Annotated in this window: 25 protein-coding genes; 11 read left to right on the top strand and 14 right to left on the bottom strand. The window is 61.4% G+C overall.

Going from position 1 to position 24,547, the window contains the following annotated elements; all coding sequences use genetic code 11:
• Position 1 precedes the first annotated feature (1 nt).
• From ACQZ6J_RS05950 to ACQZ6J_RS05925, 6 genes are all read left to right on the top strand, one after another.
• Complete coding sequence (locus ACQZ6J_RS05950; RefSeq protein WP_092573489.1) at positions 2-331, top strand: L-rhamnose mutarotase; 330 nt, start codon at positions 2-4, stop codon at positions 329-331.
• A 285-nt stretch (positions 332-616) separates the two neighbouring features.
• Positions 617-1,690: a Gfo/Idh/MocA family protein gene (locus ACQZ6J_RS05945; protein WP_449082600.1), complete on the top strand. Its 1,074-nt coding sequence runs from the start codon at positions 617-619 to the stop codon at positions 1,688-1,690.
• 3 nt (positions 1,691-1,693) lie between these two features.
• A complete protein-coding gene (locus ACQZ6J_RS05940) occupies positions 1,694-2,155 on the top strand; it encodes a MaoC/PaaZ C-terminal domain-containing protein (protein WP_163986847.1) in 462 nt (153 codons plus the stop codon).
• Positions 2,152-3,285, top strand: coding sequence for an extracellular solute-binding protein (locus ACQZ6J_RS05935; protein WP_449082597.1), 1,134 nt, complete (start codon positions 2,152-2,154; stop codon positions 3,283-3,285). Before ACQZ6J_RS05940 ends, ACQZ6J_RS05935 begins: the two co-directional genes overlap by 4 nt.
• A gap of 113 nt (positions 3,286-3,398) precedes the next feature.
• Positions 3,399-4,130 carry an SDR family oxidoreductase gene (locus tag ACQZ6J_RS05930; protein ID WP_449082595.1) on the top strand — a complete coding sequence of 244 codons (732 nt, stop codon included), beginning with the start codon at positions 3,399-3,401 and terminating at the stop codon, positions 4,128-4,130.
• A 207-nt stretch (positions 4,131-4,337) separates the two neighbouring features.
• The gene (locus ACQZ6J_RS05925) at positions 4,338-5,012 is read left to right on the top strand and encodes a DUF1345 domain-containing protein (protein WP_163986844.1); all 675 of its coding nucleotides are present in this window, start codon (positions 4,338-4,340) and stop codon (positions 5,010-5,012) included.
• A 32-nt stretch (positions 5,013-5,044) separates the two neighbouring features.
• Here the strand turns inward: ACQZ6J_RS05925 and ACQZ6J_RS05920 are convergent, their stop codons facing one another.
• From ACQZ6J_RS05920 to ACQZ6J_RS05895, 6 genes are all read right to left on the bottom strand, one after another.
• Entirely contained in the window at positions 5,045-5,218 is a 174-nt protein-coding gene (locus tag ACQZ6J_RS05920) for a DUF1328 domain-containing protein (RefSeq protein WP_034483222.1), read from the bottom strand.
• Positions 5,219-5,414: 196 nt separating this feature from the next.
• Positions 5,415-6,842, bottom strand: coding sequence for a gamma-aminobutyraldehyde dehydrogenase (locus ACQZ6J_RS05915; RefSeq protein WP_449082593.1), 1,428 nt, complete (start codon positions 6,840-6,842; stop codon positions 5,415-5,417).
• 14 nt (positions 6,843-6,856) lie between these two features.
• Positions 6,857-7,672, bottom strand: coding sequence for an ABC transporter permease (locus ACQZ6J_RS05910; RefSeq protein WP_449082591.1), 816 nt, complete (start codon positions 7,670-7,672; stop codon positions 6,857-6,859).
• On the bottom strand, positions 7,662-8,636 hold the full coding sequence (locus tag ACQZ6J_RS05905; protein WP_449082589.1) for an ABC transporter permease: 975 nt from the start codon (positions 8,634-8,636) through the stop codon (positions 7,662-7,664). Before ACQZ6J_RS05905 ends, ACQZ6J_RS05910 begins: the two co-directional genes overlap by 11 nt.
• Positions 8,633-9,619 carry an ABC transporter ATP-binding protein gene (locus ACQZ6J_RS05900; RefSeq protein WP_449082587.1) on the bottom strand — a complete coding sequence of 329 codons (987 nt, stop codon included), beginning with the start codon at positions 9,617-9,619 and terminating at the stop codon, positions 8,633-8,635. Before ACQZ6J_RS05900 ends, ACQZ6J_RS05905 begins: the two co-directional genes overlap by 4 nt.
• 191 nt (positions 9,620-9,810) lie before the next feature.
• A complete protein-coding gene (locus ACQZ6J_RS05895) occupies positions 9,811-10,971 on the bottom strand; it encodes an ABC transporter substrate-binding protein (protein WP_449082585.1) in 1,161 nt (386 codons plus the stop codon).
• A 445-nt stretch (positions 10,972-11,416) separates the two neighbouring features.
• Between ACQZ6J_RS05895 and ACQZ6J_RS05890 the strand changes: the two genes are divergently transcribed.
• Complete coding sequence (locus tag ACQZ6J_RS05890; protein WP_449082790.1) at positions 11,417-12,058, top strand: dihydrofolate reductase family protein; 642 nt, start codon at positions 11,417-11,419, stop codon at positions 12,056-12,058.
• A gap of 153 nt (positions 12,059-12,211) precedes the next feature.
• Here the strand turns inward: ACQZ6J_RS05890 and ACQZ6J_RS05885 are convergent, their stop codons facing one another.
• Both ACQZ6J_RS05885 and ACQZ6J_RS05880 read right to left on the bottom strand, forming a co-directional pair.
• Positions 12,212-12,826 carry a 3'-5' exonuclease gene (locus ACQZ6J_RS05885; protein ID WP_449082583.1) on the bottom strand — a complete coding sequence of 205 codons (615 nt, stop codon included), beginning with the start codon at positions 12,824-12,826 and terminating at the stop codon, positions 12,212-12,214.
• A gap of 42 nt (positions 12,827-12,868) precedes the next feature.
• On the bottom strand, positions 12,869-13,777 hold the full coding sequence (locus tag ACQZ6J_RS05880; protein WP_004117752.1) for a LysR family transcriptional regulator: 909 nt from the start codon (positions 13,775-13,777) through the stop codon (positions 12,869-12,871).
• Between the two features lie 195 nt (positions 13,778-13,972).
• Between ACQZ6J_RS05880 and ACQZ6J_RS05875 the strand changes: the two genes are divergently transcribed.
• Complete coding sequence (locus tag ACQZ6J_RS05875; protein WP_163986837.1) at positions 13,973-14,803, top strand: hypothetical protein; 831 nt, start codon at positions 13,973-13,975, stop codon at positions 14,801-14,803.
• A 41-nt stretch (positions 14,804-14,844) separates the two neighbouring features.
• Here the strand turns inward: ACQZ6J_RS05875 and ACQZ6J_RS05870 are convergent, their stop codons facing one another.
• The 3 genes from ACQZ6J_RS05870 to gltX are packed head-to-tail and all read right to left on the bottom strand — an operon-like array spanning position 14,845 to position 18,136.
• Positions 14,845-15,129, bottom strand: coding sequence for a hypothetical protein (locus ACQZ6J_RS05870; protein WP_163986836.1), 285 nt, complete (start codon positions 15,127-15,129; stop codon positions 14,845-14,847).
• A 37-nt stretch (positions 15,130-15,166) separates the two neighbouring features.
• A complete protein-coding gene (lysS, locus tag ACQZ6J_RS05865; RefSeq protein WP_449082580.1) occupies positions 15,167-16,663 on the bottom strand; it encodes a lysine--tRNA ligase in 1,497 nt (498 codons plus the stop codon).
• A gap of 15 nt (positions 16,664-16,678) precedes the next feature.
• Positions 16,679-18,136: a glutamate--tRNA ligase gene (gene gltX, locus ACQZ6J_RS05860; RefSeq protein WP_449082578.1), complete on the bottom strand. Its 1,458-nt coding sequence runs from the start codon at positions 18,134-18,136 to the stop codon at positions 16,679-16,681.
• A 361-nt stretch (positions 18,137-18,497) separates the two neighbouring features.
• Here gltX and ACQZ6J_RS05855 point away from each other — a divergent pair, with 361 nt between their 5' ends.
• Positions 18,498-18,908 (top strand): hypothetical protein, encoded by a 411-nt coding sequence (locus tag ACQZ6J_RS05855; RefSeq protein WP_163986833.1) that lies wholly within the window; start codon positions 18,498-18,500, stop codon positions 18,906-18,908.
• 61 nt (positions 18,909-18,969) lie between these two features.
• On the opposite strand, the gene ACQZ6J_RS05850 is transcribed toward ACQZ6J_RS05855, so the two are convergent.
• The 3 genes from ACQZ6J_RS05850 to ACQZ6J_RS05840 all read right to left on the bottom strand — a co-directional run bounded on the left by ACQZ6J_RS05850 (position 18,970) and on the right by ACQZ6J_RS05840 (position 21,519).
• Positions 18,970-19,713 (bottom strand): TerC family protein, encoded by a 744-nt coding sequence (locus ACQZ6J_RS05850; protein ID WP_163986832.1) that lies wholly within the window; start codon positions 19,711-19,713, stop codon positions 18,970-18,972.
• Between the two features lie 171 nt (positions 19,714-19,884).
• A complete protein-coding gene (locus ACQZ6J_RS05845; protein ID WP_449082576.1) occupies positions 19,885-20,724 on the bottom strand; it encodes an AraC family transcriptional regulator in 840 nt (279 codons plus the stop codon).
• A gap of 114 nt (positions 20,725-20,838) precedes the next feature.
• Positions 20,839-21,519 carry a TetR/AcrR family transcriptional regulator gene (locus ACQZ6J_RS05840; protein ID WP_163986830.1) on the bottom strand — a complete coding sequence of 227 codons (681 nt, stop codon included), beginning with the start codon at positions 21,517-21,519 and terminating at the stop codon, positions 20,839-20,841.
• A 163-nt stretch (positions 21,520-21,682) separates the two neighbouring features.
• Here ACQZ6J_RS05840 and ACQZ6J_RS05835 point away from each other — a divergent pair, with 163 nt between their 5' ends.
• Together ACQZ6J_RS05835 and ACQZ6J_RS05830 are read left to right on the top strand one after the other, a co-directional pair.
• Positions 21,683-22,903 (top strand): HlyD family secretion protein, encoded by a 1,221-nt coding sequence (locus ACQZ6J_RS05835; RefSeq protein WP_449082573.1) that lies wholly within the window; start codon positions 21,683-21,685, stop codon positions 22,901-22,903.
• Between the two features lie 26 nt (positions 22,904-22,929).
• Complete coding sequence (locus ACQZ6J_RS05830) at positions 22,930-24,540, top strand: DHA2 family efflux MFS transporter permease subunit (RefSeq protein ID WP_163986828.1); 1,611 nt, start codon at positions 22,930-22,932, stop codon at positions 24,538-24,540.
• Positions 24,541-24,547: the final 7 nt, after the last annotated feature.

Genomic DNA, 24,547 nt, shown 5'->3' with positions numbered 1-24,547 from the left:
CATGCAGCGGATGGGAATGGTGATCGGCCTGGAGCCGGCCAAGGTCGCGGAATACAAGGCGCTTCACGCGGCCGTCTGGCCCGAGATCCTGGCGCTGATCTCCGAATGCAACATCACCAACTATTCGATCTTCCTGAAGGAGCCGGAAAATCTCCTGTTCGGCTATTGGGAATATGTCGGCACGGATTTCGAGGCCGACATGCGCAAGATGGCGGCCAGCCCGAAAAACCAGGAATGGTGGTCCGTCTGCATACCCTGCCAGAAGCCGCTCGAGACCCGCAAGGAAGGTGAGTGGTGGGCCATGATGGAAGAGGTGTTTCATCATGATTAGCTTCCAACAAGAGGTTCTCACTCCGCCAGCGGAGAGACTGTGGAGGGAATACCCCCCTCCGTCAGCTTCGCTGACATCTCCCCCACAAGGGGGGAGATTGGTCACTCGCGGTTATCTCTCGCAAACAACAGGCATCGAATTTGCTGACAAGACAGCTATTCGTTTCCCGAGGCGGCACGAAACGTTCTCCACGATCTCCCCCCTTGTGGGGGAGATGTCACGAAGTGACAGAGGGAGGTGTGTAGCTTCAGCGAACTCCAGAGCTAATGCTTCGGGAGCACTTCAATGACCTTCGATCCCAAATCCCTCCGCCAGTGGTGGCCGAAGCCTTCGAACCCTCGTCCGATCGTGATTTTCGGCGCCGGTAGCATCGTCGGCGACGCGCATCTTCCGGCTTACAGGCAAGGCGGTTTTCCTGTCGCCGGCCTTTACGACCCGGATACCGAAAAGGCGGCGGCACTTGCCGGTCAATGGGGCATTCGCGCCTTTGCGTCCGAGGCCGAGGCGCTGGCCGTCAAGGGTGCGATCTTCGATCTCGCGACACCGCCGGCGGCACATGCCGCGATCCTTGCGAAATTGCCGCGCGGCTCGTTCGCGCTGATCCAGAAGCCGATGGGCAGCGATCTTGCCGGGGCCACCGAGATTCTAAGGGTCTGCCGCGAGCGCGACATCAAGGCGGCCGTCAATTTCCAGCTGCGCTTCGCGCCGATGATGCTGGCGCTCTACGATGCGGTGGACAAGGGCTATCTCGGCGAAGTCGTCGATTTCGACGCCTGGCTGGCGCTTGCGACGCCATGGGGGCTCTGGCCTTTCCTGAAGGGCCTGCCGCGGATCGAGATCGCCATGCACTCGATCCATTATTTCGATTTCATTCGCGGACTGCTCGGCAACCCCCAGGGCATCCACGCCAAAACCATCGGCCACCCCAACCACGATGTCGCGCAGACGCGGACGGCGGCGATCCTCGATTATGGCGACAAGGTACGCTGCGTGCTCTCGGTCAATCACGACCATGATTTCGGCCGCAAGTATCAGGCCTGCGAATTCCGCATCTCAGGCACGAAGGGAGCCGCCTATATCAAGCTTGGCGTCAACCTCGACTATCCGCGCGGCGAGCCGGACGAGCTCTGGATCCGTCCCGAGGGTGGCAGCGACTGGGTCGAGGTCAAGCTGGAGGGCGCCTGGTTCCCGGATGCTTTCGTCAACCGCATGGCCAACCTGCAGCGCTTCGCAGCCGGAGAAGATCGGGAACTGATTGGCTCCGTCGAGGATGCCTGGCAGACCATGGCGCTTGTCGAAGCCGCCTATCAGTCGAGCGCCGCTCCGGCGACGCCGATTGCAGAACTTCCAAAGGCTTGAGAAATGGCAGAACAAACCATCTATTTCGAAGACTACGAGCCCGGCCATGTCAGGCTGACCACCGGGCGGACGATCACGGAGACCGATTTTGTCGTTCACGCCGGCCATACCGGCGATTTCTTTCCGCACCACATGGATGCCGAATTCGCCAAGACCTTGCCCGGCGGCCAGCGTATCGCGCATGGCACGATGATCTTCGCGATCGGCGTCGGGCTGACCGCGTCGCTCATCAATCCCGTCGCCTTTTCCTATGGCTACGACCGGCTGCGCTTCGTTCGTCCGGTGCATATCGGCGATACGATCCGCACCCGCGTCACCATCTCGGCGAAAGAGGATGATCCGAAGCGGCCGGCGGCCGGCCGTGTCGTCGAGCGTTGCGAGGTGTTGAACCAGCGCGACGAAGTCGTGCTCGCCGCCGATCACATCCTGATCGTCGAGCGCAAGCCGGGCGCGGAGAAGGCATGATGGTGAAGCTCAAGGGAATGACCTGGTCGCATCCGCGCGGCTATGATCCGATGATCGCCTGCTCGAAGCAATGGCAGCAAAAGACCGGCGTCGAAATCAGCTGGGAAAAGCGGTCGCTGCAGGATTTCGAGACATTCCCGGTGGAGGAACTTGCCGCCGCTTACGATCTCATCGTCATCGATCATCCGCATGTCGGGCAGATCACCCGCGAAAACTGCCTGTTGCCGCTCGACGATGCGGCGCACTCGCAGGAAGTCGCCGCGATTGCCGCCGGCACCGTCGGGCGCTCCTATCCGAGCTACAACTGGCAGGGCCACCAATGGGCCTTTCCGCTCGATGCGGCGACGCAGGTGCAGGCCTATCGGCCGGACCGGCTGGGCGCGCCGGTCAGGGACCTTGCCGAGTTCGTGACTCTGGCGGCGGAAGGCAAGGCGATCCTGCCGATGCGGCCGCCGCATTCGCTGATGACTTTCATCACGCTTTCGGCCCATCTCGGCACGCCCTGCAGCATCGAGGGACCTGACTTCATCACGAAGACCAACGGCGAGGCGGTGCTCGACTGGATGGCGCGGATCGTCGCCGCCATGGATGTAAGCTGCTACCAGATGGACCCGATCGCCGTGCTCGATCTGATGGGGCAGCCCGACAGTCCTTATCTGGCCTCGCCGTTCATCTACGGCTATGTGAACTATTCCTTTGCCGGATTCAGGCCAGCGCGGATCGCCTTTGCCGATATGCCCGTCATCGACGGCCGCGCGCCGAACGGCTCGGCGCTGGGCGGCACGGGAATCGCCGTCTCGTCGCGCACCCGCGCGCCTGAAGAGGCCAAGGCCTTTGCGCGCTGGGTAGCAAGCGGCTCGGTGCAGGCAGGCATCTATGCCGATGGTAACGGTCAGCCCGGCCACGCCGACGCCTGGCTCAGCGATGCCGTCAATGCGCCGGCGCTCGACTTTTACCGCAACACGCGCGCCACGCTGGAGGGCGCCTATGTGCGGCCGCGGCATGACGGCTACATGGCATTCCAAAGCGAGGCATCCGAGGTGATTAGCGATGGACTGCGAGCCGGCGAGCGGCATACAGTCCTAATCGAAAAGCTCAACCGGCGCTTCGCGCAATCGTTCGAAGGTTAAGGCCGAGGCTGCGCATCTGTTTGTTATTGCACGATCTTATTCAAGACGTCGCCAGCGATTTTTCCGGCGGCCGGAATGGATGAGATCATATTCCCGAAGAAAGGATCAGGATTATGGGTCACGGGTTGGAAGGCAAGAAGGTCGTCATCACGGCGGCGGGGCAGGGCATCGGCCGGGCTTCGGCGGAGCGCTTCATTTCGCTCGGCGCGCATGTCTACGCCACCGACATCAACGAGCAGACGCTCTCGACGCTCGACGGCGCCACCAAGCACATATTGAACGTGCTCGACGGTGCGGCGGTCAAGGCTTACGCGGAAGAGATTGGCCCGATCGACGTGCTCTTCAACTGCGCCGGCTTCGTCCATGCCGGCACGATCCTCGATTGCGAGGAGAAGGATTGGGATTTCTCCTTCAACCTCAATGCCAAGGCGATGTACACGACCTGCCGCACTTTCCTGCCGGGCATGCTGGAGAAGGGCAAGGGCTCGATCGTCAACATGGCCTCGGTCGCTTCCAGCGTGAAGGGCGTGCCCAATCGCTTTGCCTATTGCGCCTCCAAGGCTGCCGTCATCGGGCTTACCAAGTCGATCGCCGCCGATTTCGTTTCCAGGGGCATTCGCGCCAACGCCATTTGCCCCGGCACGGTCGACAGCCCCTCCCTGCATGAGCGGCTGCGGGCAACCGGCGACTACGACAAGGCGATGAAGGATTTCATCGCGCGCCAGCCGATGGGCCGGATCGCGACCGCCGAGGAGATCGCCGCGCTGGTGACCTACCTGGCCGGTGACGAAGCGGGCTTCACGACGGGCCAGGCCCATGTCATCGACGGCGGCTGGACGGCCTGAGCCTCGTTTTGCCCGGAGCAATTCCAGGAAAAGTGCATAGCGGTTTTTCGTCCGGAATTGCATAAAAACAAAAGGATAGAGCGTTTTCGCGATTCGAGGAAAAGCGGAACGGCTCTAACCGAGGTCTCGTATTGCGGGGCCTCCTTTTATTTGCCACTCTTTTCAGCGAATCGATTTGTTGAGACGCGGCTGTGATCGGAGAATGGCATGGATGCCAACGGGCCTTTGTATCGCTCCAGAGGGTTCGTGCTATGGCGCAAGCATCATGTGATCCTGATTTCCATACTTGCAGGCATTGCGGTCTTCCTGCTGCTGACATCCCGGCAATTGAATGTCGGCAACCTGCTTATCGCGTGGGATACGACCGCCGTCGTTTACATTATCTATAGCCTGTACCGGATGCTGACGGCCGATGCGCAGCGCATTCGCAAACGCTCCGCCGATCTCGATTTTTCCGACATATTTCTGCTGTTTCTGTCGATCGCGGCAGCGGTTGCCAGCATTGGCGGGATCGTGCTGGATCTGCTGGGCGTCAAGGACGCGCCGCCCGCAGTCGGCCTGTTCCGCCTCATGGTGGCGATCGCGACGATCCTGATTTCATGGACGTTCCTGCACACGCTGTTCACGATCCACTACGCGCATCGCTTCTATGGCGGCCCGGGCAAGGGGCAGGGGCTGAAATTCGCCGAGCCGGTCGAGGAGCCGATCTATTGGGACTTCCTCTATTTCTCCTTCACCATCGGCGTGGCGGCGCAGACCGCCGATATCGGCATTTCCACCGTATCGATGCGTAAGCTGGCGCTGCTGCACGCCATCCTGTCGTTCCTGTTCAATACGACGATCCTGGCGCTGGCCATAAATGTCGGGGCGAGCCTGATCTAGGCCCGCCCCTTCAACGATATCGGCTTGTTTCGTCAGACGACGGCGTTGCCGGCCATGACAGCCAGGACCAGGAACACCAGGAAGATGATCAGGAAGATGGCGAAGAGAACGCGCGCGATGGTTGCGGTTGCGGCCGACACGCCGGAAAAGCCGAAAAAGCCGCTGATCAGCGAAACTACAAAGAAAATAAGAGCCCATTTCAGCATTTAGCAGTCTCCTCTGCGTTGTACTCTTTAAAGACGCGGGAGATGGAAAATTGTTCCGAAGGCGTTTCGATTAATGGGGGATTGCCGGCTTTCGCAGGAGTTGCAGAAAGCGCTACACCCCCTCTGTCACGAAGTGACAGAGGGGGTGTAGCGGTGCGTCAAGCTCGAAAAGGATGGTCAAATCGAGAGCTATGCCTCACCCGTGATTGATCATCACATGCCGTACGGCGGTATAGTCTTCGATAGCGTAGACCGACATATCCTTGCCATAGCCGGATTGCTTCAGGCCGCCATGCGGCATTTCGTTGACGAGCATGAAGTGGGTGTTGATCCAGGTGCAGCCATATTGCAGCCGCGCGGCGGTCTGCATGCCGCGGCTGATGTCCTTGGTCCAGACCGAGGAGGCAAGGCCGTAGTCGCTGTCGTTGGCCCAGGCAACGGCGTCGTCGGGATTGGTGAAGCGGGTGACCGAGACCACGGGGCCGAAGACCTCGCGGCGGACGATTTCGTCGTCCTGCGTGGCGCCGGCAACGATGGTCGGCGCATAGAAGAAGCCGCGTTCGCCTGAGGTCTTGCCGCCGGTTGTGATCTCCATGTGCTTGTGTTCGGCAGCGCGGGTGACGAAGCTTTCGACGCGGTCGCGCTGGCGCTTGGAGATCAGCGGGCCGATCTCGTTTTCCGTGTCGTCGGCCTGGTTGAACTTGATGCTGGAGACGGCGGAGGTCAGGTCGGCGACGAAATTGTCGTAGACCTTGGCATCGGCATAGATGCGGCAGGCGGCGGTGCAGTCCTGGCCGGCATTGTAGTAGCCGAAGGTCCGGATGCCGGCGACGACGGCGTCGATATCGGCATCGTCGAAGATGATGACGGGCGCCTTGCCGCCGAGTTCGAGATGCGTGCGCTTCACCGTCTTGGCGGCAGCCTGAAGCACTTTCTTGCCGGTGGCGACGTCGCCGGTGATGGAAACCATGCCGATCTTCGGATGGTTGATGAGCGCGTTGCCGACGCTCTCGCCACGGCCGAGAATGACGTTGACCACGCCCTCCGGCAGGATATCGGCGAGCAGCTTCGCCATCTTCAGCGCCGTCAGCGGGGTCTGCTCGGAGGGCTTGAAGACGACGGTGTTGCCGCCGGCAATCGCAGGCGCCAGCTTCCAGGCCATCATCATCAGCGGATAGTTCCAGGGCGCGATCGAGCCGACGATGCCGACCGGATCGCGGCGGATCATCGAGGTGTGGCCGGGCAGATATTCGCCGGCGACCGGACCATGCAGGTTGCGCACCGCGCCGGCGAAGAAGCGATAGCAATCGACGATGGCGGGGATCTCGTCATTGAGCACGGCATTGATCGGCTTGCCGCAGTTCAGCGCCTCGAGCGCCGCGAAGCCTTCGGCATCCCTCTCGATGGCGTCGGCGATCTTGAGGAGATAGGCCGAGCGCTGGCCCGGCGTCGTCTGCGACCAGTTGGTAAAGGCTTTTTCCGCGGCATCGACGGCGGCATCGATCTGGCCGAGCGAGGCTTCCGGCAGGGCAAGCACGGTTTCGCCCGTCTTCGGGTTGAGGACACGCTCTTCGGTTTCCGTACCCGCTTCGAAGCGGGAGCCGATCAGCATCTGGGTATCCATTATTCTCTCCCTTTTCATTTGCCGCCGCCGGCGATCTGGTCGCCGTCGCGGGTAAGATAGTAGGCTGCCAGGATCGGCAGGAAGGTGACGAGCACGACGACCATGGCGACGACATTGGTTACGGGTCGCTGGCGGGGGCGGATGAGCTCCTCCAGCATCCAGATCGGCAAGGTCATCTGCTGGCCGCCGGTGAAGGTGGTGACGATGACTTCATCGAAGGACAGCGCGAAGGCGAGCATGCCGCCGGCGAGCAGTGCGGTGCCGATATTCGGCAGGACGATATGGCGGAAGGTCTGGAAGCCGTCGGCGCCGAGATCCATCGAGGCCTCGATCAGCGAACCGGAGGTACGGCGAAAACGGGCGACGGCATTGTTGTAGACCACGACGACGCAGAAGGTGGCATGGCCGAGAACGATCGTCCAGACCGAGAAGGGGATGTCGAAGAGGCTGAAGGCGGAGCGAAGCGCAATGCCGGTGATGATGCCGGGCAGGGCGATCGGCAATATGACCAGCAACGACACCGCCTCGCGGCCGAAGAACTTCGTCTGGCTGACGGCTGCGGCGCATAGGGTGCCGAGGAGCAGAGCGATGATGGTTGCGATGGTCGCAACCTGAACCGACAGCGCCAATGCCGACCAGACATCAGGCCTGTTCCAGGCGATGCCGAACCATTGCAGAGTCAGTCCCGGAGGCGGCCACTGGTAGCTCCTTTCCTCCGTCGTGAAGGCATAGACGAAGATCAGGAGGATCGGCAGGTGCAGGAAAAGCAGGCCGCCTGCAGCCGCGATCTTCAAGGGGAAGGAGGCGCGTTGGCCACGATCAGAGCGCATCGAAAGCTCCCTGTTTCTTGGCGATCCACAAATAGATGGCCATGATGACGATGGGCACGACCGAGAAGGCGGCGGCCAACGGCACGTTGCCGGCGGTGCCCTGCTGCGTATAGACGGCCTGGCCGATGAAGAGGCGCGAGGAACCGATGATCTGCGGGATGATATAATCGCCCAGTGTCAGGGAGAAGGTGAAGATGGAGCCGGCGACGACACCCGGCAGGGCGAGCGGCAACAGCACCGTGCGGAAGGTCTGGTTCGGCGTGGCACCGAGGTCGGACGAGGCTTCCAGCAGGTTTGCCGGCACGCGCTCGAGAGCGGCCTGCGTCGGCAGGATCATATAGGGCAGCCAGATATAGACGAAGACGAGGAAGGTGCCGATGTAGCTGACCGAGAGCGAGTTGCCGCCGATGACGGGCAGGGCGAGCACGCCGTCGAGCAGCCAGCTCAGGTGCAGCTTGTCGAAGATCCAGGTGAGGATGCCTTCCTTGGCGAGGATCAGCTTCCAGGCGTAGACCTTGACCAGATAGCTCGACCAGAGCGGCAGCATGACGCCGAGATAGAACAGCGCCTTCCATTTGCCGTGCGCATAGCGCGCCGCATAATAGGCGATGGGGAAGGCGACGAAGCCGGAGGCCAGCGTGACGAGGGCAGCCATGACCACCGTGCGCACGATGATGTCGAAGTTCGCGCTGTTCAGCAGCTGCGCATAGGTCGAGAGCGTGAACTGGTAGTTCACCATTCCCGAAAAGTCGTCGATCGAGAAGAAGCTCTGCAGCAGCAGCGCGATCAGCGAGCCGATATAGATGACGCCGAGCCAGAGCAGCGGCGGCGTCAGCATCAGGAACAGCAGCAGCTTCGGGCGGCGCCAGAAGAGATCCGAGAGGCGGCCGAAGACACCGCCGCGGCTCGGCAGGATAGAGGCCGGCACCTGCTGTGCCGAGGTGGGAAAGGCGGCGGCGTTCATGCGGCGTCATCCATGTAATGCACATCCGCCGGCAGCCATGCGAGGCGGACGGCAGTGCCGGTGTCGGGTGCCGACTGGCCGGCGGGCACGGTCACATGCAGGCGCGCGCCGTTTGCTTCCACAGAGAGGCGCGTAGCGGCACCGAGGAAACTCGTCGCTTTCACGGTCGCTGCCACGCCGCTCTCCTCGGTCACACGGATTGCCTCGGGGCGCAGGCTTGCCCAGCGGCGTTCGCCGCCGAGCGACGACATGACGTCGGGGGAAATCACGTTGGAAGAGCCGACGAAATCGGCGACGAAACGGGTCCTTGGTTTCTGGTAGATATCGTGCGGCGTGCCCTGCTGCACGATGCGGCCATCGTTGAAGACGGCAACGCGGTCGGCCATGGACAGTGCCTCACCCTGATCGTGCGTGACGAAGACGAAGGTGATGCCGAGCGCCCGCTGCAGGGTCTTCAGTTCCTCCTGCATCTGCTCGCGCAGTTTCAGGTCCAGCGCGCCGAGCGGTTCGTCGAGAAGCAGGACTTTCGGCTTGTTGACGAGGGCGCGGGCGAGCGCGACGCGCTGGCGCTGGCCGCCGGAGAGCTGACCGGGGCGGCGCGCGCCATAGCCCGGCAGCTTTACCAGCTCCAGAGCCTGTTCGGCGGCGCGCAGCCTTTCGCTTTTGCCGACACCCTTGACCATCAGCCCGTAGGCGACGTTGTCGAGGATGTTGAGATGCGGAAAGAGCGCATAGTCCTGGAAGACCGTGTTGACGTTGCGCCGGTAGGGCGGCACGCCTTCGGCGGTCTCGCCGAAGATCTCGATATGGCCGCCTGTGGGTTGCTCGAAGCCGGCAATCAGCCTGAGGCAGGTGGTCTTGCCGGAACCGGAAGGGCCGAGCATGGCGAAGAATTCGCCGGGCGCGATTTCCAGATCGACCCGGTCCACAGCGCGGACCTGACCGAAATGGCGCGACACCTGCTGGAAACGAACGGCGTTCATGGGGTGCTCCAGGGGTACTTGTTTTCCTTCTCCCCAGTGGGGAGAAGGTGCCCGATAGGGCGGATGAGGGGGCTGAAGAGCGGAGCGAAGCGGGGGTTGAGCGGCAAGCGAAACGCAGCTTTTGCTATGCTGCGCCACCCCCTCATCCGACCCTTCGGGCCACCTTCTCCCCGAGGGGAGAAGGTAAGTTCCTACCGTCCGCCGATCACGCCGATATAGTCGGAGACCCAGCGGTGATAGGGCACGCATTCGCTCTGCGTGCTGCACTTGGCGACGGGCGTCTTCCAGAACCGGATCTTGTCGAAGTGGTCGTAGCCGTTGGTGGCGCAACCGCTGTCGGTGAGCAGCTCGTTGCCCTTGCAGGCTGCGGGAACGGAGGGCACGGCACCGAACCAGGCGGCGGCATCACCCTGGACCTTGGCCTGGAGCGAATGCTCCATCCACATATAGGCGCAGTTCGGGTGCTCGCTGTCGGCATGCAGCATGGTGGTATCCGCCCAGCCCGTCGTTCCCTCGTCGGGGAAGGTGGAGGCAATCTTCTGCTTGTCGGACTGCAAGAGATTGACCTGGAACGGCCAGGAGCCCGAGGCGACGACGCCTTCGTTCTTGAAATCGTCGGTCTGGATCATGGCGTCATGCCAGTAGCGGCTGACGAGCTTGCGCTGGCCGCGCAGGAGGTCGAGGGCGGCTTTATATTGGTCTTCGTTGAGCTCGTAAGGGTCCTTGATGCCGAGTTCCGGCTTGTGAGCCATGAGGTAGAGGGCGGCGTCGGCAATGTAGATCGGGCCGTCATAGGCCTGCACGCGCCCCTTGTTGGACTTGCCGTCCGGCAGGGTCATTTCCTCGAAGACGACGTTCCAGCTCTTCGGCGCCTCGCCCTTGAAGGCGTCGGTGTTGTACATCAGCACGTTCGGCCCCCAGAGGTAGGGAACCCCGTAGTGGACGCCGTTGACCGTATGCCATGGCGCATTCTTCAATCGGTCGTCGAGGTTCTTCCAACTCGGGATCAGGTCGATGTTGATCGGCTGGACGCGTTTGCCGGCAACGAGCCGCAGCGACGCGTCACCGGAAGCGGTGACCAGGTCGAAGCCGCCTTCGTTCATCAGCGCGACCATTTCGTCGGACGTCGCCGCGGTCTTGACGCTGACCTTGCAGCCGGTTTCCTTTTCGAAGCCGGTTACCCAGTCGTAATTCTTGTCGCTCTCGCCGCGCTCGATATAGCCGGCCCAGGCGACGATGCTGACGGCGCCTTCGCCCTTGCCGAGCGTCTTCAGCGGCTCGGCGGCGATGACCTGCGTGGCAAAACTTAAGCATGCGAGTGCAGCCGTGCATGATTTCAGCAGATGCTTCATCGGACTCTCCCGGTTTTTGAATCTTGATATTGTGGAGCCAGTGGCTGGCTTTTTGTTCCCGGTAGAAAAGGTGACGCGATTTCGCCGCATTCGCAAATTCATTTATCAGAAAGGCGATATCGGAAATTCCGATTCCTAGGGGCTCGGTCATGGGACGGAAGGGAGACCGCGCCGTAGGCACTGACATGGTAGCACGCGCGGCTGGAGTTTAAATCCAAGCAAAGCGTTGTCGGTGCTGCGGTTTCAGGAGCCGCGCGGTGTGCCGTTTGGAGGCGGCAACGGCGAATGTATTCGAACGCGCGTTCTTCATCCATTCAGCGCGATCGAAAAAAAATGAAATAGGTTGTCGACTCCCGGCGATCTCAATCGTCCTAGTGAACGGAGCTAGCCGCAATGCGCCGGCGCGGATCTCTGCCCTAGAGTGCTGGCATGTATGGAGGTAGAATTGACTAAAGTAAAAGTTGCTGGGTTCAGTGTCTCGCTTGACGGTTTCGCCGCGGGCATCGATCAGAGTTTGGATCGCCCGCTTGGCTTGCGAGGCGAGGAGCTTTTTCAGTGGTTCTTCCCGACGCGGGCGTTTCGTCAGATGCTCGGAAAAGACGACGGAGAAACGGGCGTCGATGACCGGTTCGGCCAACGCGCAATGGAAGGTTTCGGCGCCTTCATTCTCGGCCGTAACATGTTCGGGCCTATTCGCGGGGAATGGCCCGATGATCAATGGAAAGGCTGGTGGGGTGACAATCCGCCTTATCATGCACCGACTTTCATCCTGACGCATTATCCCAGGCCATCGATCGAGATGCTCGGGGGAACGACATTTCACTTTGTCACTGGAGGCATCGAGGAGGCGTTGCAAAGGGCGCGCGAAGCGGCGGGCGCAAAGGACGTCAAGATCGGCGGCGGCGCCGAGACCGTGAGGCAATATGTTCAGGCCGGCCACGTCGATGAAATTCACCTTGCCTTTGTCCCCACAGCGCTGGGGCAAGGAGAACCGCTCTTCAGCGGCATTGATCTTCATGCGCTGGGATACCGGACGATCGAACATGTTCCGACGGAGCGAGCCACGCATATCGTTCTCGCGAAGTAGAGCTGGAGATTGATAGGCTATGGGGCTCCCGAGGTCTTGCCTATCGCCACCAGTTCCTGACTGCCCTGTGCAAACGGCTGCGATCGAGCGGTGAGCGGAAGCTCGCCGTTCGATCGGTTGAGTCCAGAGCCAAAAGCATTTCCAGGAAAGACCCTACGGGCGGGCGAAGACTTCCGGCTGTAATTTCCCAGCCTTCATAAGATGTTGCAGGGTGTAGGACACGGAAAGCGCATCGTCGAGCGCGTCATGTCCCTGCAAGGGGGGATGGTCTACTTTATAATAGTCGGCGAGCTTGTTGCTTGGGGTCTTCGCCAGATCCTCGATGGGCATTCCGGCTGCCAGCAGCAATTTGACGGCGTTGTCGAAGCGGTGGGCGGGAATTGGCGGCTGGATGCCGGCGATATAACAGCTGATCGCCACCATGTTCAGCTCGTCCTTGCCCCAGGACCAGAAGCGGGCGTTGTCCGAGAAGCTGTCGAGGCCGGCAAGTGCATCCTGCAAGGTGAGGCCTTCCGTCTCGATATTCTCTTCGGTGATGCCGGTGAGCGTGGTGAAGAACGGGTCGAGCGCGTACCGGTTGCCAAATCTGTCGATGGGGCGGACATAGGCCTTATAGGTGCCGAGAATGGGGAAGTCTCGTTCCAGCCCCAGTTTTACCGCCCCGATCTCGGCGATCACCGGGTCCGGATCATGGGCAGCACACCAGAATCGGCGTTGCGAGCCTTCGAGACAAAGAAATTCGCAGTCGAATATGATGGCGGTCTTCATGATCAATCCTCCACTCCTTGGTGCCTGTGGAATAGCTCTCCGCTACCGCTGCCGTCCGGTGCGCATGCTCTCGGCAACACCCACGAAATCTCGGGCCGCCTGCGGCAGGCTCGATCCCTTTCGCCAGACCATGCCGACCTGCACCACAGGCAGCGAGCCGGAGACGTCACGGCTCTCGATGCGGTCGCCTTCCAGCGACCAGGGTCGATAGACGAGATCCGGCAGCAGCGCGACGCCGGCGCCGGTCGCAACCAGGCTGCGCACCGCTTCGACGGACCGCGTGCGGAAGGCGACATGCGGGCGTGCGCCGAGCGCGGTCAGCAGCTTGCCGGTATTCTCCTCGATCTCGTCGATCGTCAGCATGATCAGCGGTTCGCGGCTGATGTCGGCAACGCTGATGATATCGGCGGAGACGAGGGGATGGCCCATCGGCAGCCAGAGGCGATAGGGCGAGGTCTCCAGGATTTCGGCCTGCAGGGCCATGCGGTCCCGCAGGTTGGAAATGACCATGACGGCGACATCGAGTTCGCCACCAACCAGAAGATGTTCCAGATAGCCGCCATTATCCTCGATGGCGCTGACCTCGACACCGGGGCAGGCGCGGCGATAACGCGCCAGAAGATCCGACAGAACATAGCCGGCGACGAGCGACGTCACCCCGATGTTCAGCGTGCCACCGGCCTCGTTCCGCTTGCCGGAAAAGCTGGTGCGCGCATCGGAAACGGTCGCCAGGATCTTCGTCGCGTGGCGCAGGAACTGGTGGCCGTTGTGCGTGATGGACAGTCCGCGCGGATGGCGCTCGAACAGCTCGACGCCGAGGTCGCTTTCAAGCTCCTTGAGGGCTTCGGTCACCGAGGATTGCGAGATGGACAGGTTCTGCGCGGCGCGCGTCACGGAGCCCTGTTCGGCTACGGCGACGAAGTATTGCAGCTGTCTCAAGGTGAAGGCCATGCTCCGGTTAGAGCATGTCGGCGGCACGGAACGCAAGCGCCTGTCATTGTTATGAAAGTTTGGACCTTTTTTGGTAATGATGTCGTCGGCATCGCAAGTTTCGTCACTGTTTTAAGTATTCCGAAACGCCAATTCCCTAACGTGAGGGTTGATCATCTTTGTCGGCTTGGAGTGGTCTATGCTGGAGCAGTTGGCGTGAGCGCCTTACTGCACATTTTCCGGTTGCCCCGGAAGTTTGTCGTCATTATCGGCGGAGTGGCCTTTCTCGTAGGCTCCTCCGGCGTTTTGGCGCTTTGTATCGGCAAGGACAAGCTGCTCGGCCTCGCATCCGCTTCTCCCGGCGGCCTCCAGTGCACGGACATCAACCTGGTCACCATTCGCAAGGACAACCGCTTCTGGATCCGCAAATATATCAGCACTGAACCGACCGATGGCCTGACGCGGGTAAAGACCGCGCTCAGGGTCGCCAAGGCGGTCTATCAGGAACAGAAGCCCGATCTCGTTCAGGTTGTGGTTCTCGACAAGAACGGGCCGACGTTGCGCTCCGATATCCGTGGCCGGGCTCTGGGAGCCGACGTCGTCTACGTGCCGCACCCCGACAAGCTCGTCGATGGAAATTCCGAGGCGCCGGTGACGGCGCGGTACTTCGATGGCGGCGCGAGCAATGCGGGTCTTTTCTATGGCGAGCAGATCACCATGCTGCCGCAGGATATCGACGCCGCGATCGCTGGAATGAAGGACTATAGCGATTGCGACAATGCGCTGGCCGCCGACAATGGCGATGCCAAGAAGGACAAGATGAAAGCGGCGATCGCCGCCGAAGACAAGGCGGCTGCGAAACAGGCGGATGCGCACGATGCCAAGCCGTTGCCGCCGGAGCCGAAATCGACCGGCAACGTGCAGCCGGGTTATGACGAAAACGGTGAGTTCATCGGTGCCGACGCCGGCAAGGGAAAGAACCCGTCACCCGGGTTGGATCCGACGATGACGGGGGCGGCCGACCGCCGCTCTCCCGTCACGAACTGACCGGAATTGACGCCGCGCTGTCAGACGACAGGGCAGCGCCGTCAATCAACCAGATGCTTCTCGCCGATAGCCTGATAAAGCGCAAAGAGCGCCTCGTGAACTTCGCCGGCAAGACGGTAGAAGTCGGGATCGGCCAGAATGGCGGGGTGCTGCAGCAACTGATCGTCGGTCATGTCGAGCATGAGCGATGTCGTATGCATCGCTTCATGGCAACCGAAAGTTCCCGGCGCGTACTGCGAAAGGTCGATATCGCCGACCTCCGCAAGATCGGCCAGCCGCTGACGCTCGCTGTCGGCATCCGCGGCTGATATCTCTTTTTCGGTCATGGTTCGTACCTTTGGCTTTGGGAGGACGAGGACTGTCTCAGTCCGCCTTGTTGCGACGGGCCGGGAACAGGATGATGTCGCGGATCGACGGCGAGTTGGTCAAAAGCATGATGAGGCGGTCCACGCCGATGCCGAGACCGCCGGCCGGCGGCATGCCCTGATCGATCGCGTCGAGGAATTCCTCGTCCAGTTCCTTCTGCTTTTCGCCGCGCGCATGCGCCTGCTCGAGCTGCTCGACCATGCGGGCGCGCTGCTCTTCCGGATCGTTGAGTTCCGAGAAGGCGTTGCCGAGTTCCCAGGCGTTGCAATAGGTCTCGAAGCGCTCGACGAGGCGGGGCTCGCCCGGCACTTCCTTGGCGAAGGGCGAGATGTCCTTCGGGAAATGCGTGACATGCGCCGGCTGGATCAGCGTGCCCTCGACCTTCTCTTCGAAAATGAAGGCAAGGCATTCGCCCCAGGTGGCGTCCTTCTCGACGGCGAAACCGGCGGCCTTGGAGGCGGCGCGGGCTTCTTCGTCGGTCTTGATCGCCAGGAAGTCGATACCGGTCGCTTCCTTGACGGCGTCTGGCATCGGCACGCGGCGGAACGGACCCTTGAAGGAGATCTGCTTGTCGCCGAAGGCGAATTCGGTGCTGCCGTGGATCGACATGGCGAGCGTCGAGAACAGGCGCTCGACGAGGTCCATGATGTCCTCGTAGTCGGCATAGGCCCAGTAACACTCCATCATGGTGAATTCTGGATTGTGCCGGGTGGAGACGCCTTCGTTGCGGAAGTTGCGGTTGATCTCGAACACCTTGTCGGTCAGGCCCGAAACCAGCGTTCGCTTCAGGAACAGTTCCGGCGCGATGCGCAGGTACATGTCGAGCTTCAGCGTGTTGTGATGCGTCTTGAACGGCTCGGCGGTGGCGCCGCCATAGACCGAGTGCAGCATCGGCGTCTCGACTTCCATGAAGCCGTCATTTTCCATGAAGCGGCGGATGCCGGAGACGATGCGGCTGCGCTGCTGGAAGCGAAGCTTCGATTCCTCGTTGGTCATGATGTCGAGGTGGCGCTTGCGGTAGCGCAGCTCGATGTCGGAGAGGCCGTGCCACTTTTCCGGCATCGGCAGCAGCGACTTGGTCAGCATGGTGATCTGCTGCGCGTTGATCGTCAGCTCGCCGCGCTTGGTGCGGCGCACGAGTCCGGTAACGCCGATGATGTCGCCGATGTCGATCATCGGCAGCAGGGCGCGGGCCTCTTCGCCGGTTACGTCCTTGTGGCTGAAGATCTGGATCTTCGCCGAGGCGTCATGAATATCCATGAACATGCCGGAATTGCGCGAGGAATAGACGCGGCCGGCGACGGTGACGACATCGCCGGTCTCCGTGTCCGGCTCCAGCCCTTCATATTTCGCAGCCAGCTCGGCATTGGTCATCGTCCGGTGGAAATGCGCCGGATAGACGTCGCCGATCTGCTCGCGCAGCAGCTTCAGCTTCTGCGCGCGAACTTCCGTTGCGTCGGAGGAGAGGGTGGCGGTTTCTGTCTTGTCGTTCATGGTTCTACGTCCGGTTCAATTCTTCGGGCCGACGAGGGTCGCAACGGTCTGGGCCGCGAGTTTCAGCCGCTGGCGCACGACGGAACGGCCGAGGATCGCCATGCTATCGAAAAGCGGCAGGGAACGCGAGGAGCCCGATACGGCGACGAAGAGCGGCGCGACGATGACCTTCAGCTTCTTGCCCATGCGGTCGGCGATGGCGCGCAGCTCGGCTTCGATCGTCTCGACATTCCATTCGAGGATCTTTTCGAGGTCCGGCTGCACCGTGTTCAGGATTTCCAGCAGCTCTTCCGGTGTCGACTTGATCTTGGCAAAGGCCGAAGGATCGAGGTTGAGGTCGGACTTGAACAGGAAACCGGCGAGATCGGGTAGCTCGCCGAGCTTGGTGATGCGCGACTGCGACAGCTTCAGGCCTTCCTGCAGGCGGCTGTTTTCCATCGCCCAGGTCAGGACACGCTGCTGGAATTCCTCTTCCGAGAGCTTCTCGCGGATCCAGCGGCCGTTCAGCCAGTCGAGCTTCTGGATGTCGAAGATCGCGCCGGCCTTGGACAGGTTCTCCGGATCGAACTTTGCGGCGAGCTCTTCCATCGTCAGCAGCTCGTCGCCTTCGGCGATCTGCATGAAGAACAGGCCGAGGAAGTTCATCAGCGCCTCGGGGATATAGCCGAGCGCCGTGTAATAGGAGATGGACGTCGGGTTCTTACGCTTCGACAGCTTCGACTTGTCGGCATTGCGCATCAGCGACAGATGCATGAAAACAGGCGGCTCCCAGCCGAGATACTGATAGATCAGGATGTGCTTCGGCACGGAAGCGAGCCATTCCTCGCCGCGCGCGACATGGGTGATCTTCATCAGATGGTCGTCGACGACGTTGGCCATGTGATAGGTCGGCATGCCGTCGGCCTTGAGCAGTACCTGCATGTCGACGGCATCCCACGGGATTTCGACATCGCCGTAGACGCCGTCATGGAACTTGCAGGAGCCTTCGGTCGGGATCTTCATGCGCACGACATGCGGCTCGCCGGCGGCGACGCGCGAAGTGACCTCTTCAGCCGAAAGGTTCAAACAGTGGCCGTCGTACTTCGGCGGCAGGCCGGCGGCGCGCTGCGCCTCGCGCATCTTTTCCAGACGCTCGGGCGTGCAGAAGCAGCGGAAGCCGTGTCCCGCGCTGACGATCTGTTCGACGTAGGGCTTGTAGAGTTCCTTGCGGTCGCTCTGGCGATAGGGGCCGTAAGGGCCGCCGATATCGGGTCCTTCGGACCATTTCAGGCCGCACCATTTCAGGGCGTCGAGCACCTTGGTCTCGAATTCCGGGGTGGAGCGGGTCGCGTCGGTATCCTCGATGCGCAGGATGAACTCGCCGCCGTGTTTCTTGGCGAAGAGATAGTTGAACAGCGCGATATAGGCCGTGCCGACATGCGGCTCGCCGGTGGGGGAGGGTGCGATGCGGACGCGAACGCCTGAAGTGGTCATCTTGTTTGCCCATCATAAAAGGCCGGGCTGCGCTTTGGACAAGCGCCGTCCAGCCGAAAATGTGTATCTGGATCAGGAAACCGGCCGGAAAAGGGCGATTTGCCGCTTCAATTCCACGATTTCCGTATGGCTGGCCTTAGGCCATATTCAAGGGGTGGCGTCAAGGGAAACTGCACCGGGAGAGAGGCAGAGGCGCCAAGGGCGGCGCGTTGCCTCGAAAAGAGCCGGCCCTTGCGAATTCACCGCGCAGATTTACCCTTCGTAAGGGTATCGGGATAAAAGCCATACGCTTGCCGAATTTGATTTGCAATTTCTACGGCAGTGGCGAAATAGGTCTTCAATCATTCACCGCGAGGAAATAATGAAGAAATTGATTTTGAGCTTCTTATTGGCGGCTTCCATGGTCGATGTCGCCGCCGCCCAATCGACCATCACGCGCGACAGCTCCGCACGACTGATCGAGTCCTACCGCGCCTATATCGGCAGCGACGATCTCTACAACTCCAAGGGCGAGCGCCTGACGCTGCCCTGGCAGATCATCCGGCAGGACCGCGCGAACTATCACGCCTATCGCCGCCGCGACCGGGGCGACCAGGGCGACAGCTTCTTCTCGCAGGCGTCCAATCGCCAGAAGCTGGAAGCCATGCTGGCAAACGGCGACATCGCCAACGACGCCGGCAACCTCATCGTTCGCGGCAACGTCTGGATCAAGGTCGATATTTACGGACGCGGCGATATCGGCGAATGGGTCGACATCCACGTTCAGGACTGACCGGCTGCCATCGAGGCCGCACCCATTTCGGGGTGCGGCCCTCGCAGTCAACGGCTGCGGATCAATGACCGCCGGATGCTCTTTTCCTGCGGTTGCGCGCCAGCATGTTGAGCACCTCCACGAGAGCCGAGAAGGCCATGGCGGCGTAGATGTAGCCCTTGGGAACGTGCACTCCCATGCCTTCGGCGATCAGGGTCGTACCGATCATCAGCAGGAAGGCGAGCGCCAGCATGACGATGCTGGGGTTCTTTTCGATGAAGTTGGCGAGCGGGTTTGCGGCCACCAGCATGACCGTGACGGCGGCAATCACGGCGACGAACATGATCGGCAGATGCGGCGTCATGCCGACGGCGGTGATGATGCTGTCGATCGAGAACACCAGGTCGAGCAGCAGGATCTGGCCGATGGCCGAGGCGAAACTCGATGTCGTCGATTTGGCGATGAAATCCTCGCCCTGTTCCTGCGGATCGACGTTGTGATGGATCTCCTTCGTGGCCTTCCAGACGAGGAAGAGGCCGCCGCCGATCAGGATCATATCCTTCCAGGAGAAGCCCTGGCCGAACAGCTCGAACACCGGCTGCGTCAGCTGTACGATCCAGGCGACGGTGCCGAGCAAGGCGAGGCGCATGACGAGGGCGAGACCGATGCCGATCTTGCGCGCCCTGTCGCGGTGTTCCGCCGGCAGCTTGTTGGTCAGGATCGAGATGAAGATGAGGTTGTCTATGCCGAGGACCACCTCCATGACGACGAGCGTGATGAGTGCGACCCACGCGCCGGGATCCTGTATGAGCCCAACAATATTCATGGACGATTTCCCCTTTTGTCAGCATTCGCCGCTGCTGACCCCCAGCCCCGGCCTCTCCAGAATGGCCGTAATGTAAGGAGCGCCGTCGTCCGTACAAGGCCGCAGCCGGTTTGATGGCGGCGGCCTTGTTTCCAAATCGCATCGCAATCTTTCAGATTCGTTTCTCGCGCTTCAGGCTTTCAGGGGGATCCAGATCTCCGTCACGCCCATGCCGGTACGCGGATCGAAGCGGTCGTCGTAGCGTTCCATCATGTCGGGTACGCCGGCGTGCTGGTGGCCCGATTCCGGCAGCCATTCGCCGAAGATCTGGTGCACCGTTCCGGTGATGCCGGAGATGTGGCCGCGATGCGCGAAGATTGCATAGCGTTGCTGCGGCAGCTTCGTGGTGACGAACCCTTCGGGCAGGTCATCGGCCCCGGTCACTTCGACGGCGGACATGTAGCGAAAGCCCTCGCTGTTTCCGTCGACCTGGGTGCAGACACCGTAGGCGACGTTACCGACCTGGCCCGGAATATGGCCGAAATGCTGGTTGAATTTCTGCCAGAGCGAGGGGATCGCCTGGTTGGCGTCGTGAGCATAGGTCTCCGCGAGACCGGCGAGAAGCATCGGGGCACGGGTCTCGAAGCGCGGCGCGTCGAGTTTGGGAAGGCGGGTGTCGTCCATTCTGATCGGCTCCTGTAGAGCGAGGTTGCGAACGTGCCCCTGTTTGCGCAGGCTTTCCGGCGTGATGCCGAATTGCTCGCGGAAGGCACGGGTGAACGCCTCGTGCGAGCCGTAGCCGGCATCGAGGGCAACCTGGAGAATGGAAGAAGAACTGTCGACCAGCGCGAGGGCCGCCCCGCTGAGGCGGCGGCTCCGGATATAGCTGCTGATCGAATGGCCCGTGGTCATGCCGAAAACGCGCGACAGGTGGAAGCGCGACAGCCCCGCTATCCCGGCAATCTCGTCCAGCGAGATCTCGGATGCAAAATGGCTTTCAATGTACCATATCGCCTTGCCGATCGCGCTCATCTTCGACTCCCTGGTTGCCGGGCCAGTCATAGGCGATGGACGGCGGTGCCGCTTGATCGCTGTTGCGGAGTTGGCTCGCTTAGCCACTCACCGGCAATAAGGAGGTTTTCGGCATCAATCCTTGCGGTCCGGAGCGTAGCCCGCCAGGAAGACGCGCACGGCGCCGCGCACGACATAGTCGATCTCTTCCTTGGACGGCGGCTCTTCCATATCGCCGAACAGCCGCAGCTTGAAGTAGCCGCCGCTGGCCATTTCGAGAAAATGGCGGGCTGCCATGTCGAAGTCGTCGATCTTGAGATGTCCGGCCGCGACCTGCCGCTCAAGGAAGCCGCGCAGCACGGTCCGCAGGTTTTCCGGACCCGTGAAGAAGCGCTGACAGAGCGAGGGCATGCGTTCGCGCACGCCGATGACCGTACGCATGGCGCTGATGGTCTTGTCCGAGGTGACGTGGGTGACGAAGACGATGCCGAAATCATAAAGAGACGTCGTGACATCCGCTTCGTCTGACAGCGCCGTGCGCACAAGGTTGACGAACTGGGTACGTTCGCTCTCCATCATGGCGGAGAACAGGTCTTCCTTGTTGGCGAAATAGACGTAAAGAGTGCCCTTGGAGACGCCCGCTTCGCGGGTGACATCGTTCATGCTCGCCGCATCGAAGCCCATCTTCATAAAGACACGTTTGGCGCCTTCCAGAATCTGATGGCGTTTGACCGGATCTTCGCCCGCCGCCCAACGGCCACCGGAACCTGGCGCGGGCGCGTTCAACACAGCGGCATTTTGCGATTCGTGTTTCATCGTCTCCTTCACTCGATCATTTTTTCTGAATCTTAAACAGATTCGCCAAATAAATCGAACCGCTCAGTTCGATATCTCTTGATATGGAATGAAAAAGGCTCTATGTCAATTGAACTGAACCGTTCGGTTCGATTATTTTTACCTAGATTTCGGTGGTAGGGCAATGTCGTCAAGTCATGGAAACAATGTAGCGCGGATCGTGAACGAGCCCGCTGATGCCGAGGCGGAAGCTCGGGAAGCCGGGGCACCTGCCGATGCTCCTGCAGCCGAAACGCGCGGCAACCCCGCCCCCGCCCAGGCTGCGCCAGCTTCTCCGGCCCCTGCGGCCCCACCGCCGCCGGCAAAGAAGCGGCGCAGCCTGGTAATGCCGATCGTCGGTATCCTGGCCCTGGCGGCAGGCGGCTGGTACGGCTATGACTGGTGGACGAACGGCCGCTTCATGGTCTCCACCGACGACGCCTATATCGAAGGCGACATGGCAACGATCTCGCCGAAGGTGACCGGCTACGTCGCCAAGGTGAATGTCGTGGCCAACCAGGAGGTCAAGGCCGGCGACGTGCTTGCCACGCTTGACGATGGCGACTACAAGCTCGCGCTGGACCAGGCTCAGGCTTCGCTCGATACCGAACAGCTTTCGCTTCATACCATCGATGCCCAGATCGCAGCCGGCCAGGCCGCTCTTGCGCAGTCGCAGGCACAGAAGGTTGCCCTGGAAGCCACCGTCCGTGGCGCCCAGATCACCCAGACGCGCGCTGCCGAACTGCAAGCCAAGTCGGTCGGCACCACGGCCGCCTTGGATAGCGCCAATATCGCGCTCGACCAAGCCAAGGCCAACCTGGTCGGCGGCGATGCCGCCATCGCATCCGCACAGGCCAACATCAACCTGCTGCAGGCCCAGCGCCGCCAGGCCGAAAGCACGATCAAGGGGCTCGAGGCCGCTCGTGACAAGGCCTCGCGAGACCTGTCGTTCACCGTGCTGAAGGCACCCTACGACGGTATCGTCGGCAACCGCTCGCTGCAGGAAGGCGATCTGGTTTCTCCGGGCCAGAAGCTGATGGCGCTCGTGCCGATCCGGCAGCTCTATATCGATGCGAACTTCAAGGAAACGCAGATCCAGCATCTGGTTCCCGGCTCCAAGGTCAATATCCACGTCGATGCCTATAGCGATCATCCGATCGTCGGCGCCGTCGAGTCGATCTCGCCGGCTTCGGGCTCGGTCTTCTCGCTCCTGCCGCCGGAAAACGCGACGGGTAACTTCACCAAGATCATCCAGCGCGTGCCTGTCCGCATCGCATTGCCGCAGGATGCGCTCAACACCGGCCGTCTGCGCGCAGGCCTCAGCGTCGTCGTCGACGTCGATACCCGCACGGCACCGGACAAGTAAGCGATCAAGCTCGGGAGAGACGCGCCATGTCGTCCGCCAGCACTACAGCCGGAGCGCCCCCACGCGCCGCCGGGCCCGCCGCGCCAGCCGCGGCCGATCATATCGAGCCGAGAAAGCTCATCGCCTTCCTGGCGATGGTGCTCGGCATGTTCATGTCGATCCTCGACATTCAGATCGTCTCGGCGTCGCTCAGCGAAATCCAGGCCGGCCTTAGCGCCGGCTCGGATGAAATCGGCTGGGTGCAGACGGCCTATCTGATCGCCGAAGTCATCATGATCCCGCTGTCGGGAACGCTGGCGCGCATCATTTCCACGCGTTATCTGTTCGCGATCTCGGCCGCCGGCTTCACCGCGGCGAGCGCGCTTGCCGCGACCGCCACGAACATCGACCAGATGATCATCTACCGCGCGCTGCAGGGCTTTATCGGCGGCGGCATGATCCCTTCGGTCTTCGCGGCCGCCTTCACGATCTTCCCGCCGTCCAAGCGCAACGTCGTATCGCCGATCATCGGCCTGATCGCGACGCTGGCGCCGACCATCGGCCCGACGGTCGGCGGTTATCTTTCCAATGCCTTTTCGTGGCACTGGCTGTTCCTGGTCAACATCCCGCCGGGCATCGTCGTTGCCATCGTCACCTGGAATTTCATCGATTTCGACAAGCCCGAACTGTCGCTGATGAAGAAATTCGACTGGTGGGGGCTGATCTCGATGGGCGTTTTCCTTGGTGCGCTGGAATATGTGCTCGAGGAAGGCAATACGAACGACTGGTTCAACGATAGTTACATCGTCATCGGCGCCATCGCCTCGGCCATCGGTGCGGTGATCTTCTTCTATCGCGCCTTTACGGTGGATTTCCCCGTGGTCGATCTGAAGGCGTTCACCAACAAGAACTTCTCCTTCGGCTCGATGTTCTCCTTCGTCATGGGTATCGGCCTCTACGGACTGACCTATATCTACCCGCTCTATCTTGCGCGCATCCGCGGTTACGATTCGCTGCAGATCGGCGAGACGATGTTCGTCTCCGGTCTGACCATGTTCTTCACGGCGCCGCTTGCCGGCTTCCTGGCGGGCAGGGTGGATCTGCGCATCCTGATGATCATCGGTTTCACCAGCTTCTCGGCCGGCACCTACATCATGATGCATCTGACGGTGGACTGGGACTTCTGGGAACTGCTGATCCCGCAGATCCTGCGCGGTTTCGGCCTGATGCTGTGCATGGTGCCGATCAACAACATCGCGCTTGGAACCATGCCGCCCGCCCGCATGCGCGGCGCCTCCGGCCTGTTCAACCTGACGCGTAACCTCGGCGGCGCCGTCGGCCTCGCGATCATCAACACGCTGCTGACGAACCGCCAGGACCAGCATTACTTCAGCCTGCGCGACCATGTTCATTGGGGCAGCCACGCTGCCGTCACGCAGCTGAACAACATGGCCGCCAACTTCAATGCCGCCGGCCTGGATGGCGAACAGGCCGCCTTGAGACAAATGGTCAACATGGCGACGCAGCAGGCGATCGTCATGTCCTTCGGCGACATCTTCCTGATGCTGACCGTGCTGTTCCTGGCGATGATCCTCGGCGTGCTCATGCTGAGCAAGCCAAGCGCGCCAGGCGGTGGTGGCGGTGGCGGAGGCCACTGATATCCTT

This window comes from Rhizobium sp. A37_96 (genome assembly GCF_053521765.1).
This window is presented reverse-complemented; position numbering and strand designations above follow the sequence as displayed.